Source organism: Bifidobacterium psychraerophilum, from assembly GCF_000741705.1.
Lineage (GTDB): Bacteria > Actinomycetota > Actinomycetes > Actinomycetales > Bifidobacteriaceae > Bombiscardovia > Bombiscardovia psychraerophila.
In genome coordinates this window covers 137,036-153,820 of the sequence record NZ_JGZI01000009.1, presented here as the reverse complement: position 1 = coordinate 153,820, position 16,785 = coordinate 137,036, and the positions used below count along the sequence as shown (strand labels likewise).

Genomic DNA, 16,785 nt, shown 5'->3' with positions numbered 1-16,785 from the left:
TCATGACACAGCCGTGATGAAAGAGAAAAGTGCCGGGGCCCGGGCAACACGCCGAAATCGGCTGATACCCGCGCTCCGGCACCCCGTATGCGCGTATTGACTTCGGATCCCGTCACCTGAGTGCCGGGATCCGGATATCAATCACTCATGCTGACCTTCATCCACCTGTGAGCCGCGCTCGACGGCGACGGTCAGCTTATTCGAGTCGAATGCGATGAAGCCGTCATTGACCTGGAAGGCGTGCTGCGTGCCCTCCGCTTCGGTGACCGTGACGGTGCCTTCGCGGATGACAGTCAACACAGGCTCGTGATCCGGCAGTATCCCCATGCCGCCTTCAGAGGCCGGTATGGTCACGGACCTGGCGGTTCCTGACCACACCGGACGATCGGAGGCGACGATGTTGACCTGCATCGTGGACTGTTCTTGGCCGGCCATTATGCGTTGTATTCCTTCTGCATCGCATGCCACTTCTGTTCAAGGTCCTCGATGCCGCCGATGCCCGTGAAGGCCTGCTCGGGAACATCGTCATAGACGCCGTCACAAATGCGCGTGAAGGCCTCGATGGTCTCATCAGCGGGCACATAGGATCCCTGCCTGCCCGTGAACTTCTCGGCGACATAGAAGTTCTGTCCGAGGAACTGCTCGATGCGACGTGCACGGTTGACCGTGGTCTTGTCCTCTTCCGAGAGCTCATCGATGCCGATCAGCGCGATGATGTCCTGCAGCTCCTTGTTACGCTGCAGAATCGCCTTGACACGATTGGCGCAGTCGTAATGGGCCTGTCCCACGTAACGCGGATCGAGGATTCGCGATGTCGAGGACAGTGGATCCACAGCCGGATAGATGCCCTTGGAGGCGATGTCACGGGAAAGCTCCGTGGTCGCGTCCAAGTGGGCGAATGTCGTCGCTGGGGCCGGGTCGGTGTAATCATCCGCAGGCACGTAGATCGCCTGCAGAGAGGTGATCGAATGCCCACGCGTAGAGGTGATGCGCTCCTGCAGAGCGCCCATCTCATCGGCGAGGTTCGGCTGGTAGCCCACTGCGGAAGGCATGCGCCCGAGCAGTGTGGAAACCTCGGAACCCGCCTGCGTGAACCGGAAGATGTTGTCGATGAAGAGCAACACATCCTGGTTCTGCACGTCACGGAAATACTCCGCCATCGTCAGTGCGGTCAGCGGAACGCGAAGACGCGTCCCCGGGGGCTCATCCATCTGTCCGAAGACCAGCGCGGTCTTCTCCAAAACGCCGGCCTCGGCCATTTCGCCGATCAGATCGTTACCCTCACGGGTACGCTCACCGACCCCTGCGAACACCGAAACACCGCCGTGGTTCTGTGCGACGCGCTGGATCATCTCCTGGATCAGCACCGTCTTGCCGACGCCGGCGCCGCCGAAGAGGCCGATCTTGCCGCCCTGAACATACGGGGTCAACAAATCGATGACCTTGATGCCCGTTTCGAACATCTGGGTCTTGGATTCCAACTGGTCGAATGCCGGTGGATTCCTATGGATCGGCCAACGCTCGGAGATGGTGATGTTCTCATCATCCTTGGCGTTGAGGATGTGCCCGGCGACGTCGAAGACGTGCCCCTTGGTCACATCACCCACAGGAACCTCGATCGGGCCGCCGGTGTTCGTCACCAGCGCACCTCGAACCAGGCCGTCCGTAGGCTTGAGAGCCACGGCGCGGACGATGGAATCACCGAGATGCTGCTCCACCTCAAGGGTGATCTCATGCAGCGTCTCGCCTTCGGTATTGCCTACCGAATTGATCTTCACGGTCAAGGCGTTGTAGATATCCGGCAGATGACCCACCGGGAACTCAATGTCGATGACCGAGCCCTGGACGCGTGTGATACGACCCTGAGTCGGTTCGGTGACCTCGTCAGGTGCCGCTGTGGTCTGAGTGCTTTGCTCTTCAACCATTGGCGTTCCTACTCTTCCTCTTTGTTCAACGCATCAGCGCTGCCGATGATTTCGGTAAGTTCCTGAGTTATCGAAGCCTGACGCGAAGCGTTGAGCTTGCGTGTCAAATCGTCGATGAGATTTCGTGCATTATCCGTTGCCGTATGCATGGCGTTCTGGCGGCTGGCCGTCTCCGAGGCCGCTGAGGTCAGCAGGCACTCGTGTATACGGGACTGTATGTACTTCGGCAGGATCGTATCGAGGACCTCGTCCACACCAGGCTCGAAAGCATAGAGCGGGGCGGTCTTGTCATGCTCCTCCGGAGTGATCGGCTTGCTGTCGATGTGAATCGTCTTGGGTGCATGGACGAGTTCAACCGGCAGCATCCGCAGCACACGGACCTTCTGTACGACCATGTTCTCGAATTCGGTGAACACGATGTACAGCTCCGCAACACCGCCCTTGGCCGCAGGCTTCATATAGGCATCCAGAAGAGCCTTCGATATCTCTTCGGCCACCTCGACGCCCGGCTGGTCACTGTTGCCTTCCCAGGTGCCGGCGATATCACGATTACGGTATTTGTAATATGAAACGCCCCTGCGACCGTATACATACAGCTCAGGCTGCTTGCCCGACTTGTCAAGACCTGCGAGCAGGCTTTCCGTCTCACGGATAATCGATGATGTGTATGCGCCGGCCATCCCTCGATCCGCCGTAAGGGCGAGGACAGCGACGCGGTCGTTGTCCTCCTTCTTCTCGACGATCGGGTGGGTGATATGCGTATGCGCCACCAAGGACTGGACTGCATCGAAAATCGCATCAGTATACGGCTTCGCATCCAAGGCCACCTTGCGGGCCCTGGATATATGCGAGGACGCGATCATCTCCTGCGCGTTGAAGATCTTCTCCAATGACGCTGTTGAGGCGATCCTTGACTTGAATGCGAGTTGGGAGCCCATAAGTTATTTCGCCCCCGCCACGATCCGCTCCTGCTCGATAGGAGCGGGACCAGCCTCGTTGTTCTTCTTCGCACCCTCCAAAGGAGAACCGGAGTGGGTGACGAAGGTACCGCGGAACTCCTCGACCGCTGCTTCAAGGGCCTTCTCCGTGTCAGCGGTGAAGTCCTCGGTGTCGCGGATCGTCTTGAGGATGTCGGTGTTGTGATCGAGATAGTCCATCAGACCCCTCTCGAAGGGCAGCACATCCTTGAGATCGAGGTCATCGATTTTGCCGTGCGTGCCGATCCAGACCGAAACCACTTCCTGTTCCATCGGGTAGGGCGTGAACTGGGCCTGCTTGAGCAGCTCGGTCAACCTTGCTCCACGTGTCAGCTGGGCCTTCGAAGCGGCATCCAGATCGGACGCGAACATGGCGAAGGACTCCAATGAGCGGTATTGGGCCAGGGAGATCTTCAACGTACCCGAAACCTTCTTCAGGGCCTTGGTCTGCGCGGCGCCACCGACTCGGGAGACCGAGATGCCGACGTCCACGGCGGGACGCTGATTCGCGTTGAACAGATCCGACTGCAGGAAGATCTGACCATCGGTGATCGAGATGACGTTGGTTGGGATGTAGGCCGAAACATCATTGGCCTTCGTCTCGATGATCGGCAGTCCGGTCATCGATCCACCGCCCAGACCGTCGGAAAGCTTGGCGCAGCGTTCCAGCAAACGGGAGTGCAAGTAGAAGACGTCACCTGGGTACGCCTCACGCCCCGGCGGACGACGCAGCAGCAGGGAAATCGAGCGGTAGGCCTCGGCCTGTTTGCTCAAATCATCGAACACGATCAGAACGTGCTTGCCGTTGTACATCCAGTGCTGGCCGATCGCCGAACCGGTATACGGTGCGATGTACTTGAAACCGGCGGAATCGGAAGCCGGTGAAGCCACGATCGTGGTGTATTCCATGGCTCCGGCATCCTCGAGTGAGGAACGCACCGAAGCGATGGTCGATCCCTTCTGCCCGATGGCGACGTAGATGCAGCGAACCTGCTTCTTGGGATCGCCTGATGCCCAGTTCTGCTTCTGGTTGATGATCGTATCGATGGCCAGGGCGGTTTTTCCGGTCTGGCGATCACCGATGATGAGCTGACGCTGGCCACGGCCGATAGGCGTCATGGCGTCGATGGCCTTGATACCGGTTGACATCGGCTCGTCGACCGGGTGACGATGCATCACATCGGGAGCCTGAGCCTCAAGTATGCGGCGGCCTTCGCTTTTGATGTCACCAAGTCCGTCGATCGGCGCGCCCAGGGGGTTCACCGTGCGTCCCAGGTATCCGTCTCCCACGGGGACCGAAAGCACCTCGCCGGTACGTCGTACCTCTTGCCCTTCTTCGATTCCTGCGAAATTGCCGAGGATAACCACACCGATTTCGCGGGCATCAAGATTGAAGGCCAAGCCCAGGGTGCCGTTCTCAAAGGTCAGCAACTCATTGGCCATGCAGCCAGGCAACCCCTCCACATGCGCAATGCCGTCACCCGCCGTCCTGACATAGCCAACCTCCTGGGTCGGTGTCTCGGATGGCTCGTACGACTCGACGAAGTTATCGAGCGCCTTGCGTATCGTGGCAGGATCAATGGTAAGTTCCGCCATGATCACTCCTTTTTCTTGTACTGTTTGTAAGTCTTTCGCACGAGCGTCACTCGCCCACTCCGACTTTGCGACGCAACTGCTGCAGCTGTGCCACAACCGTATTGTCATGCACCTCAGCTCCGAACTGGATTCTCAGGCCTCCAAGGACCTTCGGATCCACCACCGAGTTGATATGCACCGGTTTCCCGAGCTTTGCCGAATACGCGGCAATGATCCCGCTGAACTGCTCACGGGTCAGAGGAACCGCGGACACGACGGTCACCACCTGTTCACCCATATGGCTTGAGATCTGATTGATCAGCCATGACAGGGTGGAGAGGAAACGCCTGTTGCGCAGATCCCTGGTCGCGTGCTCGGCAAGAATCACCGTCAGGGGGTTGAGACGCTGCCCCTCAAGCAGTTGCTTGAGGAAGGCGATTCTCGTCTCGGCATCGACCTGGGTATCCGAAAGTCTGGAACGGACCTGGGGCATATTGAGGAAGGCCGAGTGAATCATTGCAAGCTCGATCGCCACCGTCGCCGTTACCGACTTGACGTCTGCGTAATACAGGGTCGCGTCCACGGCGATATCCTCAACGGCATTCGCGATGTGATCGACCTTGCTCCACGCCCTCTGTGCAATGTCCTCAAGGATCTGCCTGGTCAGGGGCAAAGCCCCCGACTGCTCCAGGAGTTGGTCGACGAGCTTTTTCTTATCCTCTGCCGGACGCGAAGGATCAGTGAGCGCCCGCTCCAAACGCGGATTGGAGTCGAGCAGGTTGGCGAAGTCGAACAATTCGCTCGAAACGACACCTGCCTGCACATTCGCCTCACGCAATGCGGGCGCGAACTTCTCCCGGGCACACCGGTCGGAGTTCAGCGATGTTTCTCCTCGCATGTCACCTCCTCTAGCAGAATGCAGCGAACCCTGACAGGTCCGTTAACGCTCTTTCTTACCATCATTGAGTTGCTCGATCATCGTGTCGATCATGGATTTCTGCACATCGCTGCTTTCCAGCTTCGATCCGAGGATCTTGCCGGCAAGCGCGGTCGCCAAAGCCCCGACCTCACCACGAAGGCTCACCAAAGCCTGCTGCTGTTGCGATTCGATTGAACGCTGGGCATTGGCGGTGATCTGCGTGGCATCGGTTTCGGCCCGACTGCGTGCATCCGAGATGATGTGCGAGGCCTCGGCCCTGGCATCATCACGAATCTTGGAAGCTGCGACGCGGGCCTCACTGAGCTGGTCCTCATACTTCTTCTTCGCGGTCTCCGCCTCTTGCTGAGCCTTTTCGGCCTTGGCCATACCGCCCTCGATCTTGGCGGCGCGCTCATCAAAAATCGCCTGGAACTTGGGTAAGAAGAACTTGTAGAAAAATACCGCGATAATCACCAGGATTATCAGCGACCACACGATATCGTAAGTCTGCGGTATGAACAGGGAAATCCCACTTGCTGCTGCAATAGTCACTTCGTCACCCTCCTTTCACATATCCAGTTGCTGACCATTCGTTCTGTCGCTTAGCTGAAGAGGAAGCCGCAGACGATGCCGAGCAGTGCGAGGAACTCGATAAGACCAACGCCGATCCACATCAGGGTCTGCAGACGCCCACCGAGCTCAGGCTGACGAGCCGTTCCCTCGATGGTCTTGCCGATGACAATGCCCAGACCGATGCCTGGTCCGATTGCCGCGAGACCGTATCCGACGGCACTCAGGTTGCCAGCGACCTGTGCGAGAGTAACCATATCCATGTTGATTCCTTTCTGGGTGGTTTATCGAACTCGATACGTCGAAAAACCGGTGGCTATCCGAAGTCTAGTCATTCTCCGGGTAACTGAGGTTGATATATACAGTGGAAAGAATTGCGAAGATGAATGCCTGCAGGCATGCGATGAACATTTCGAACAGCGTCATCGCGAAACCGGCTACAAACATCAGACCGCCAAGGGGCACCATCGCTTTGTTCGCAACCTCAAAGAGGAAGAACTGCGTGGTGGCCAGGCACAAGGCGAGCACGATGTGCCCTGCCATCATGTTGGCGAAGAGTCGGATGGTGAGTGAGAGCGGTCGAATGATGAGAATCTCAAGAAGATTCATCGGTGCTACAAGAATCAGCACAGGAGCCGGCACGCCTTCAGGGATTAATTCCTCTTTGAGATAGGTCCCGAGACCCTTCTCACGAATAGCAGCACCCCAATATTGGCCGAAGGTCCATATTGCGAATACCAGAGGCATCGTTATGGTCGCCGTGGCCGCGATATTCAATCCGGAAATCTCACCGCAAAGATTGAATACTGCGATCGTCATGAACACCGTGGTGATCATCGGCACGTAACGCTTGCCGCGCAACTCCCCCATGACCTCGTAGACGATGCTGTTCTTGACGAAATCAAGCACCCACTCGACTGCGGACTGCCATCTTCCCGGAACGAGCTTCGCACGCGAAGCGGTGATGCCGAGGACGAGCAGCAGCACCACGGTTGCGATGATGCGTACCAGAATGATGCGATTAATCGCGAAAGGAGTTCCTTGGAACAGGATCTCCGGAGGAAGGAAGTCTTGGATAGTCGGATAATCCGGCTTATTCGAAGCGGCTACCAGCGTTTGCGCACTGTAGAAACCCGCCATCTAACGCCTCCTGCTTTTCCCGACCAGCATTAAATATAACGCCGGTAATCGATGACATTGTGACGCGAAGGTTTCTTCACATCACCCACGGGACAGCCCGTCAGCACCGTTGGGAAGCGAATCCCGCTAACGCCGACACTCTGCTCCGAATGGCTAGTGAATGGTCTACTTGCGAAACTGGACATGACCCCTAAACCCCTGTGCTGCAAGGCTTCGACGGCGTTTTGCACCATCTGTCGCCCTCTGGCCCGGAATCATGCTGTTTCGTTCGTACCCCGCACGTTCTGAATCACACCATACCCGTCTTTGTTGAATATGGTGTATCCATCTTGCCGCGGGCTACCCGGGGCGTGACGAATCGACCGGTCGGTGCCCAGGCGCTTATTGGCCCTGAGCTCCGGCACCAGGCGCAAATCGTAGGGCGTGGTTTGATAGACCCAATTCAGCCAGTTGCGCCAGAGCAGGTTGGCATGGGCCCGCCATGCGAACAGGGGCTCCTGCTTCGGATCGTCATGCGGGTAATAGTTCTTCGGGAAGGGCACGTTGGTCATGCCTTTGCTGATATCCCTCGCATATTCGTTGGCAAGGGTGTACTTCCCGTATTCCCAGTGCCCAAGGGCGAATATCTCGGAGAAGTCCCGGGTCGCGATCAGACCGGGTCCGGATTCCTCCCCCCAGGTGAGGACCTGAAGCTCCGGATTCGCGGCGATATCGTCCTCATCCATCGAGGCGAGGCGAGAATGCGGTTGCAGGATGATCTCATCGAAGCCGTTGGTGATGAAGCAGTATTCATCCTGAAGGTACTGGGGGAACACACCGAATATCTTCTGGTCGAGCACATGCTTGCGCACGCCATAGCGATAGTTGAGGGCACCCATTGCGCCCCAGCACAGATACAAGGTCGAGAAAGCGTGTGAGGACGCCCAATCGAGTATCTCCTTGAATTCATCCCAGTAATCGACATCCTCGAAAGGCAGATGCTCAACGGGCGCGCCGGTGACCACGAAGCCGTCATAGTAATTGTCCTTGACCTCGCTCAGAGGCTCGTAGAACTTCAGGAGGTGGTCACGACTGGTATGCGTGGCCTCATGGCTGGTGATCTTCATGAAATCGACCTCGACCTGGAGCGGCGATTTGGAGATCAGGCGGAGCAGCTCGGTTTCGGTTTCGATTTTCTTGGGCATCAGATTCAGAATCAACAGTCTCAGCGGACGCAGGTCCTGCTGTTCAGCTTCGGGACGCTCCAGAGCGAAGATCCGCTCCGAATCGAGAATCGCACGTGCTGGCAAACCACTGGGAATATTGATAGGCATGCCCTCCATTATTGCAAGCTTCGCCGCACTGTACAGGCCTCTCGCTATCAGCAGTGCTTATGAGGGGTTGCAGATAGGGGTGATAGCCATAACGAAGGTTCACGCGGCCTCACCCAGGCCTGCTTCATGTGCCGGGACAGGAATGCGATGGCCGGGAGTGTCGGATCCTGGTTCCGCCTCTGTTGCCTGACGGTGGCCTGCGAAATGTCGGATCCGGGGATCGTGGATTCCCTTATTCCTGAATATTCCTGCACGCTGCAAGGTCGCAAACATGGCAATCACATCAATATCGGAAAACATTTCGCAATACTTTCGGGACCGCGGCCATGCCTCAGCGCATTTCCGTGACACTGCGCACCACGACTGCGTTTCGTCGATACGGCGGGCTTATCCGGGAATGTCGTCCAGTGGTGTACACCACCCGGCCGCACGCAGGTATCCATTGTGACCTCTTCATACCCAGATGTCGTATGGAATTCATCCCCGTAACTGTTGCTGAGCCGTCCGTTCTTCCTCTGCCAGCAAAGTGCGCCACACCGGTTTGACATTCTGAGCTTCGCCCCTAAAGTAGATAGAGCTGCCGCAGGGCAGCCGACGCGGGGTGGAGCAGTTCGGTAGCTCGCTGGGCTCATAACCCAGAGGTCTCAGGTTCAAATCCTGACCCCGCTACCGTTTGGGGTTGAGGTTCTTTATGAATCTCAACCTTTTTTGTTTCCTCGGTGTCGAGGAAGAGCTCCACGATCCTGCCGGGCATGCGAATCTCCTTCACTGCAACAAGGCAGCCGCCCATAGGCGAGTCAAGCTTGATACGCCCCTAACGGATCCGCGCCAGCGATGCCGGAACAATGCCGCGTGACGGGGTAAGGCCCGTACCTCAACCCTCCTGGAGCCTTAACGTGATGTGATGACGGGACCCGTCGTCGGCGACCTCGATATCACCGAGTGAGCGTGCGATCCGCGCCACATCGATACAGGCTTTATGCTCGTCAGCACTGGCAGATGTGCTGCCGCACGCTTGCCGCTCCGACCGCCGGGCATCGAGTAGAGCCCGTGTCAGCAGTCCCCGATAGTGCTTGGCCGCATGAGTGATGACCTTGCCTCGCGAATCGACGACGCGCAGATCCCACCATGGCCCATGCGGAGTCGTGACCTGATACGCTCCCGAGCGCATATCGACCGTGGTCTCTCCGCAGTCGTCCGTACGTGCCCCCTCCGGGGTTCGCCCCATTTGACCGGAATTCCTTCGGTAGAGTTCCACCTTCGCCAATTCACGTCGCCAGAATGCCTTGAGGCTGCCGATCCCCGGCAATGTGGTATTCATCGACAGACGATACGCAGGAATGAAGTCTTCGGACGTGGTCACGCCGAAAAGACCGGAGAAGATCATCACATCATCACCGCCATGCAATCGCGCGGCCTGATACAGCACACCGCTGTACACCGTCCGGGCAGGGGCACAGGGCATGCCGAGGATTCCACGCTGCGCCGTGACCTCGGGCATGATACGCTTGCCCACCTTGAGGATCGTCGCGGCGTCATCCCTCCCGGACACTTCAATCAGCGTTTCGAGCACCTGACGTCGTGCCTCGGTGAGTTCGGGATATGACAAACGCCCAAGCTCCAGCGCCGGCCCAGCGCTTGGGAAGGTTTTGCCTTCAGAAGGTGGAAGTAGAATACGCACGCCGCTCATTCTATCGACAACCCAGATCGCCGGAATCGCGATGGCACTCCTTGTTCTCCTTGGATTCCCAGACGAGCCATGCGGAATGCGCCGGTGTGGATGACCCCGGGACTCTGATGCATGGATATGGCATGGCAGAGCGTGGGGCTGCCTGCCGCCCGAATGCCGATGTTCATCCGATGCCGTTCACGCTTTCATGTGAAGCGCCTGGAATGAGGAATCGAGTTGCTCGATCAGCAGTTCGAAACTCTGATCTATCGGATACGACAAGGCGAAGCCACCATCAAGTTCGAGAGTGACGAAACCATGCAGTACCGACCTGGCGAATCGAATATGGCTGATGTCGTTGCCATCGATGCCGTAGCCGTGAAGAGCCGCGACCACGACCGCGATCACTTCCTTGGCCGCCTCGTCCCAGGGCCGGTAATCACGCGCGCGCTGGGTGAGCCGGTATGAGCCCGGGCGACGATGGGCGAACTCCCGATACGAAGTGCAGAGTGCCACAAGCGCTTGTTTCCCGTATTCGGCACGGGTGGCTTTGTTGATCGCTTCGGCCAGATCAAGGGTCGCCTGCGTCGCGACTTGATCCATTAAGGCCTGCGTTCCACGAACATGCTTGTACAGGCTCGGCGCCGCCACATTGAAATCCGATGCCAAACGCGCGAGCGTGAGGTGTTCCAACCCTTCGCTGTCGATGATTTCGATGGCTTTCTCAACAATGACCGTTGCATTAAGACCGGCGCGCGGCATGTTGCAATCCCTCCAGAAATTCGGTGATGCGTGCTGACACCAATTCAGGCGATTCCAGCATCGGTGCATGCCCTACCCCTGGAACCGACATCATCTGGCTATCGAGCTTTTCCGCAGCCCATCGTGCTTCATCATCGGGACTTTTCCAGTCGGGGTCCGCAGCACCCATAACGATGAGTGATGGTGTGCTCACTTGCGACAGCCACGGCTCGACAACGGAGTGATCGGTTCGTGCCGTGCGGGCGAATGCCCGCCACCGTCCCGGCCTGGTAAGCAGTTGGGTCGCATGAGCCGCCCGCGCCTTGGCACCAGCTCCGAGTCCGGGCCAGAGCCTGCGCGAATACGCCTTCCAGACAATCGGACCCCATGGACGCGCGAGCACACAACTCAGTACCGCTGTTGAGACGGCCCCTCCACCTCTCAGGAACGGGGCCACAAGCACTATCCCCGCAATGGCATCGGGACGCATTCCCGCTGCGATTACCGTGGCCGCTGCGCTCATCGACGCACCTATCACATACGCCCGTCCATCACCGTATCGTTCTATGACCGCAAGGAGATCGGAGGCCGTTGCCTCGTCCCCATAATCCTGGAAAGTGGTATCGCTGTCGCCGTGACCACGCAAGTCAAGCTGCGCAACCCGGAATCCGTGTTCGATGAGATACCGGGCGAGCGGATCGAAGGCATCACGTGTATCCCCCATCGCCGGCGAACAGACGACAAGCGGTCCATCCCCGTGGATATCCACGGCGATACGTCCATTGTCGATTGGCAAAAAGCTAATAGTCATAGCCTATAAGCTACACAAATTAGCTTTTGTCGTCAATGCCATTCACCGTAATGCGCTGCGGCCACGACCGCCGTTGTACAGTACAACATCTTGACTTCGGATCATGGCAAAAAAGCGTCAAAAGAATCGCCGTTGACGCCTACTGGCACAACAAAAATCAGAAAATAAATCCATCTTCCTTAACGGTGATATTATATTAACCAGGTTAATACAGAACGGACAATGGAGACGTCATGAATCTGACCGCATATATCACAGGTATCCAACACGTGGGCATTCCGACAACGAAGCTGGATGAGACAATCGCATATTACGAAAAGCTCGGTTTTACCGTCGCCGGAACTTTTCCTAATGGTGACAGCACCTGCGCATTCCTGAGATTCGCCAATCTCACCCTTGAGGTCTGGACCGTGGAGTCCACCCCCAATACCGCAGGCGCAATCAATCATTTCGCGCTCAACACCACCGACATCGAGAAGGCTTTCGAGGCCGCAACCGAGTTGGGTCTGAACTTCGTCGAGGGTTCGATCCAGCACATCCCTTCCTTCTGGGATAAGGGCATCGCATACTTCAACGTGCTCGGGCCGAACGGGGAGACCATCGAGTTCTGCCAGATTCTCTGATTCACCACCATTCTTCAATTCACCGCCAACACGGCATCATCACGACACACATCAATCTTGGGGGCAGTAGTGTCAACAAAACAACGCTGGGTAGAGCAGCCTGACGGCTATCTCAACCGCACACCAGTTCTGCAATTCATTCTCGTATCAATCCTGTTCGCCATCTGGGCAGTCTCATCAAGCTTGAACGACATACTCATCACCCAGTTCAAAGCGGTCTTCGACCTGAGTGACTTCGCCACCGCATTCGTCCAAAGCGCTTTCTATGGCGGGTATTTCATCATCGCTATTCCGGCCTCGCTGTTCATCAAGAAGACCAGCTACAAGGCGGGCATCATCGCGGGCCTCTCGCTCTTCGCCCTGGGCTGCCTGATGTTCTTCCCGGCCTCTCAATTCGCGACATACGGCATATTCCTCTTCGCCATATTCATCGAAGCGATCGGTCTGAGCTTCCTGGAGACATCAGGCGACACCTATGCCACACTGCTTGGCCCGAAGCGTTTGGGCACCTTGCGACTCAACATCTCCCAGACGATGAACGCACTCGGCCTGATCATCGGCATTCTTCTGGGGAAGTACCTGGTCTTCCAGGACACGAATCTGAAGACCGAGATGGCCGGCCTCTCGAAGGCCGCCGCACAAGCCTATGGCACCGAGCAGCTCAGCAGAACCCTGTCCCCATACAAATACGTGCTTATCGCACTTGGGGTGCTCATTGTTCTGTTCGTGATAACGAAGTTCCCGTCCGGACGTCCCAAGACCACGGAGGGCAAGGTGGCTTCCGCCAGCCTGAAGGAGACGCTCTCATACCTGATGAAGAACAATAGGTACAAGAGGGGTATCCTCTCGCAGTTCATCTACATCGGCGCCCAGACCGGTATCTGGTCATTTACGATGCGGCTTGCACTCAATATGTTCCCCTCCTTCAGTGATCGCGACGCCTCCAATTTCATGCTCTGGAGCTATGCATTCTTCTTCGTCGGCCGTTTCTTCGGCAGCTACCTGCTCTCCAAGTTCAGGGAGACGCGGGTACTCGCCACCTACCTGGTTCTCGGCACGCTGATGCTGATCGGCACGGTGTTCATCCACAACATCATTGCGGTCTGGCTCGCCGTTGGAGTCAGTTTCTTCCTCGGGCCCGGTTGGCCGACAATCTACTCGCGGACTCTGGAAACGGTGACGGACAGGCGTTACACCGAGACCGCCGGAGCCATCATCGTCATGGCCATCGTCGGCGGCGCGGTCCTTCCGGCCCTACAGGGAGCGTTGTCCGACGCAACATCGATGCAATTCTCCTTCATCCTCCCGGCGATTGAGTTGTTGGCGGTCGCCTGGTACTTCTGGACGGAAATGAAGCACGACACGCTCACCCCGCAGCAGAAGAAGGAGATTGCGCTGTCCAAGCAGTGAAGCACCAAGATATAACCTGAAGCGCTCTGCGATTCTGGCAGACACCCCATAAGGATGCCATCCACAGACCATGCCGCATGTCTCTCATCATGTATTGAGACATGCGGCATGGTCGTATCTGATTCCGGACAGCCATATTCAGACCACCGCCGGTGAGCATGCCGTGCAGCGTCCCATCTCCACCCCAAAGCCTCCCTGTTTTGACATGTCTCGATACGTCGGACTGCTTATACAATGAAAGGTGCAAGGAGGCCTTGATTGACAGATCCCACAGCCACGTCGGCGCTGAAAACACACAATCGACAGCGCATCGCCGCATTCATCTACGGACATGATTCGGCCACCAAACAGGATCTGGCCACGGAACTGGGTCTGAGTCTTCCCACCGTCACGCAGAATCTGCGTGCACTTGAGGAGTCCGGTCTGATCGTCAAGCATGAACTTCTCGGCTCCACCGGGGGACGGCGAGCCCAGAGCTATGCTTTCGACAGCGGCTCCCACATGGCGATCGGCGCATCCTTGGGACGTGACGAGGTGACGCTCTGCGCCGTGGATCTGCGGGGACATGTGACTTCGCGCAGCAGCTTCCGTCTCCCCTATGTGGGTGGTGGGCATGAGGGCGCAGGCGACCAGCGCGGCGCCGGCAACAGGGACGCTGCCTATTACGCAGAGGTCGGGCATCTCATCAATGCCTTCGCAACAAGTCTGGGAACGGCGCCCGACAGGATTCTTGGTGTCGCCTTCACCATCCAGGGTCTGGTATCCGGCGACGACCAACGTATAACCTTCGGCACCATCATGGGGAATACGGGTGCGACCTTGGAGGACTTCTCCCGCTCGATCGACTATCCGGCACTGCTGATTCATGATTCGGACGCCTCGGCGATGGCTGAACTGTGGTTCGATGACGGCATCGTTGACGCAGCGTGCCTGTATCTGGAGCGCAGGATAGGAGGCGCCGTCATCATCGACGGCGCCCTGCACAGGGGCGGAGGATCCGGTACCGGCCCAAACGAGGGTTCGAACAGCGGGACCATAGAGCATATGACCCTGGTCCCGGATGGCCGACTATGCTACTGCGGGCAACATGGCTGCGTCGATCCCTACTGCTCGCCGGAGGCCCTGCTCAGGGAAGGCGAGAGTCTGGCACAGTGCTTCGCCAGAATCCACGGCGAGGACGCCGACCATACCGAGGACTTCAGGGAATGGCTGACATACATCGCCCAGACCGTGAATAATGTGCGCATGGTGTTCGGCAGTGATGTGATCATCGGCGGCGAGGCCTCGACGTTCCTGGACGACGAGGATCTGGCGGAGATCAGACGGCTCGTCATCGCCAGAAGCGCGTTCCACGACGACTTCATCCTCCGGCGCAGCCTGTGCGTCGCCGATCAAAGCATCGTCGGGGCCGCGCTCCGCTTTGTGTCACCATTCATCGATCATGTCTGCGGGAATCAGAACATCCGCACAATCTAGAGTATCTGGCAGAATTCGATGATCTCGCGGTTCGGGCCGTAGACATTGAAGTACCGGATACCCTTATCCCAGAACGATGGAATCGACTGCACCTCGGTGTCCTTGAAATCCAAGCCGAGCGCTTTGGCGTTATCGAAGGCCGCATCGATGTCGGTGCAATCCAGAGCCATGTGGTTCCAGGCCCCATCCCCCATCACGGATTCCTCGACCTCCCAGCTTTCAATGGTGATGTGTCCGTAGCGCAGGAAGGCGCATCGGGCATCGCCGTTCCTGAACACCCCGGCCAGTTCGAAACCGATGATCGTGGTGTAGAAATCGATCGTCTTGTCGAGATCCGTCGTGGGCAGGCCCACGTGTTGAACATCCTTCGTATATGCGGTCATGGTATTCATGATCTTTCCTTTCCTGGGCTGTGATATCCACCGGGCACCCTTGCGGGCAAAAACCGCAACGGGCCATATGTCTGAGGTGCGGGAGGAGGCAGGCGGCGTCTCTGTATATTCTCCATCGCCGGGCATGGTTGCCTGTGATCCGACCCGCACAGACCCACATCGGCACGGCTTTTCGCCGGCCTAACGATCGGCAAGTCTGACGACGGCCTTCGACACCCCTGCGATCCGACCATCGAGAAAATCCTGGACCTGTTCCAATACAAACACATGACTGATCAGCGCGTCCACATCGACCTTGCCGCTGGACAGCAGCGCGATGGCATCGCAGAAGGTCAGAGGGTTGATGAAGGATCCCTGTATGGTCAGCTGCTTTTTGTAGATGTCATAGGTGTTCATCTCAAAGGAGGCCTCCTGAGGTCCTACCCCGAACATCAGCACCTGGGCGCCCTTTTTGGCGGCCGATATCGCCTGCGATTGCGTGGCGGGCAAGCCCACCGCCTCCACGATCACGTCGTAGCTTTCCTCGGGAACGCTCTGATGCAAGGTGTTGTAGGTGTTCACCACTCCGAAGCGCTCGGCGTTGAGTCTGAGTTTCTCATCGACGATGCCCGCAAGATCGACCTGATGCACACCGTATGCCTGAAGCACCTGGACGAAGAGCTGCCCCATGAAACCATCGCCGATCACCAGGGCTTTCTGATAAGGCCGCAGCTTGAGCAGATCGACGCCATGAACGGCGCAGGATATCGGTTCGACCGCAGCGGCGGCCTTGAGGGATACATTGTCAGGTAAGGGATAGACCACACTCGCCGGTGCGCTGAACTGTTCGGCAAGGCCGCCGTCCCGCGTGACGCCGACAGCACTGAGATGATCGCACAGCTCCGGACGCTGCGTCAGACAGAATTCGCATTGCCCGCAGTAGATGTTCGGATCAACGGCCACCCTGTCTCCGGGCTTCACATTCGTGACGTCCTCCCCCACCGCTGCTACGATGCCCGAGTTCTCATGCCCCAGCACGATCGGCGGAACGGCCGCGGCTGAGCCCGGCCGCCCGGCATACAGGTCATGATCGGTTCCGCATACACCCGCGTAGGCCGTATCGATGAGTACCTCGTCAGAAGCTATCGTGGGCGTGGGGATGTCCCGCATCTCGAATGTCTTGGTTCCCGTGAGCACTAGAGCTTTCATGCCAAAATCCTTTCGGTGGTGTGGCCTCGATCAAGACAGCGTTGCCTTGGCTGGAA

General features: G+C 57.7%; 17 protein-coding genes and 1 tRNA gene. 4 read left to right on the top strand and 14 right to left on the bottom strand.

The genetic code is table 11. The annotated features are described in order from the left end of the window. Window positions 1-141: 141 nt before the first annotated feature. The 9 genes from BPSY_RS04530 to BPSY_RS04490 form a co-directional block, all read right to left on the bottom strand. Window positions 142-435: a F0F1 ATP synthase subunit epsilon gene (locus BPSY_RS04530; RefSeq protein ID WP_033494626.1), complete on the bottom strand. Its 294-nt coding sequence runs from the start codon at window positions 433-435 to the stop codon at window positions 142-144. Further along, complete coding sequence (atpD, locus tag BPSY_RS04525) at window positions 435-1,925, bottom strand: F0F1 ATP synthase subunit beta (protein WP_033494625.1); 1,491 nt, start codon at window positions 1,923-1,925, stop codon at window positions 435-437. Before atpD ends, BPSY_RS04530 begins: the two co-directional genes overlap by 1 nt. Window positions 1,926-1,933: 8 nt before the next feature. Continuing rightward, window positions 1,934-2,863, bottom strand: a complete 930-nt coding sequence (locus BPSY_RS04520; RefSeq protein ID WP_033494624.1) for a F0F1 ATP synthase subunit gamma — start codon at window positions 2,861-2,863, stop codon at window positions 1,934-1,936. 3 nt (window positions 2,864-2,866) lie between these two features. Then, window positions 2,867-4,498 carry a F0F1 ATP synthase subunit alpha gene (atpA, locus tag BPSY_RS04515; RefSeq protein WP_033494623.1) on the bottom strand — a complete coding sequence of 544 codons (1,632 nt, stop codon included), beginning with the start codon at window positions 4,496-4,498 and terminating at the stop codon, window positions 2,867-2,869. A 46-nt stretch (window positions 4,499-4,544) separates the two neighbouring features. Then, complete coding sequence (locus tag BPSY_RS04510; RefSeq protein WP_033494622.1) at window positions 4,545-5,375, bottom strand: F0F1 ATP synthase subunit delta; 831 nt, start codon at window positions 5,373-5,375, stop codon at window positions 4,545-4,547. 42 nt (window positions 5,376-5,417) lie between these two features. Then, window positions 5,418-5,948, bottom strand: a complete 531-nt coding sequence (locus BPSY_RS04505) for a F0F1 ATP synthase subunit B (RefSeq protein WP_033494621.1) — start codon at window positions 5,946-5,948, stop codon at window positions 5,418-5,420. 50 nt (window positions 5,949-5,998) lie between these two features. After that, window positions 5,999-6,229: a F0F1 ATP synthase subunit C gene (gene atpE, locus BPSY_RS04500; protein WP_033494620.1), complete on the bottom strand. Its 231-nt coding sequence runs from the start codon at window positions 6,227-6,229 to the stop codon at window positions 5,999-6,001. A gap of 64 nt (window positions 6,230-6,293) precedes the next feature. Then, window positions 6,294-7,106: a F0F1 ATP synthase subunit A gene (gene atpB, locus BPSY_RS04495; protein ID WP_033494619.1), complete on the bottom strand. Its 813-nt coding sequence runs from the start codon at window positions 7,104-7,106 to the stop codon at window positions 6,294-6,296. A gap of 254 nt (window positions 7,107-7,360) precedes the next feature. Then, entirely contained in the window at window positions 7,361-8,419 is a 1,059-nt protein-coding gene (locus BPSY_RS04490) for a homoserine O-succinyltransferase (protein ID WP_033494618.1), read from the bottom strand. 595 nt (window positions 8,420-9,014) lie between these two features. Here BPSY_RS04490 and BPSY_RS04480 point away from each other — a divergent pair. Next, window positions 9,015-9,088: transfer RNA gene (locus BPSY_RS04480), tRNA-Met, on the top strand. Between the two features lie 205 nt (window positions 9,089-9,293). On the opposite strand, the gene BPSY_RS04470 is transcribed toward BPSY_RS04480, so the two are convergent. From BPSY_RS04470 to BPSY_RS04460, 3 genes are all read right to left on the bottom strand, one after another. Then, entirely contained in the window at window positions 9,294-10,109 is an 816-nt protein-coding gene (locus BPSY_RS04470; protein ID WP_238556805.1) for a YaaA family protein, read from the bottom strand. A gap of 177 nt (window positions 10,110-10,286) precedes the next feature. Beyond that, complete coding sequence (locus BPSY_RS04465; protein ID WP_033494615.1) at window positions 10,287-10,850, bottom strand: TetR/AcrR family transcriptional regulator; 564 nt, start codon at window positions 10,848-10,850, stop codon at window positions 10,287-10,289. Beyond that, window positions 10,831-11,640 (bottom strand): alpha/beta fold hydrolase, encoded by an 810-nt coding sequence (locus BPSY_RS04460; protein ID WP_033494614.1) that lies wholly within the window; start codon window positions 11,638-11,640, stop codon window positions 10,831-10,833. Before BPSY_RS04460 ends, BPSY_RS04465 begins: the two co-directional genes overlap by 20 nt. A gap of 233 nt (window positions 11,641-11,873) precedes the next feature. On the opposite strand from BPSY_RS04460, the gene BPSY_RS04455 reads away from it, so the two are divergent. The 3 genes from BPSY_RS04455 (at window position 11,874) to BPSY_RS04445 (ending at window position 15,149) form a co-directional block, all read left to right on the top strand. Continuing rightward, window positions 11,874-12,263, top strand: coding sequence for a VOC family protein (locus tag BPSY_RS04455; protein WP_033494613.1), 390 nt, complete (start codon window positions 11,874-11,876; stop codon window positions 12,261-12,263). 69 nt (window positions 12,264-12,332) lie between these two features. Continuing rightward, on the top strand, window positions 12,333-13,673 hold the full coding sequence (gene fucP / locus BPSY_RS04450) for an L-fucose:H+ symporter permease (RefSeq protein ID WP_033494612.1): 1,341 nt from the start codon (window positions 12,333-12,335) through the stop codon (window positions 13,671-13,673). A gap of 258 nt (window positions 13,674-13,931) precedes the next feature. Then, entirely contained in the window at window positions 13,932-15,149 is a 1,218-nt protein-coding gene (locus BPSY_RS04445) for an ROK family transcriptional regulator (protein ID WP_033494611.1), read from the top strand. Here the strand turns inward: BPSY_RS04445 and BPSY_RS04440 are convergent. Both BPSY_RS04440 and BPSY_RS04435 read right to left on the bottom strand, forming a co-directional pair. Continuing rightward, window positions 15,146-15,532 (bottom strand): VOC family protein, encoded by a 387-nt coding sequence (locus tag BPSY_RS04440; protein ID WP_033494939.1) that lies wholly within the window; start codon window positions 15,530-15,532, stop codon window positions 15,146-15,148. The genes BPSY_RS04445 and BPSY_RS04440 overlap by 4 nt on opposite strands. Window positions 15,533-15,721: 189 nt before the next feature. Next, complete coding sequence (locus BPSY_RS04435) at window positions 15,722-16,729, bottom strand: zinc-dependent alcohol dehydrogenase family protein (RefSeq protein WP_033494610.1); 1,008 nt, start codon at window positions 16,727-16,729, stop codon at window positions 15,722-15,724. Window positions 16,730-16,785 lie beyond the last annotated feature (56 nt).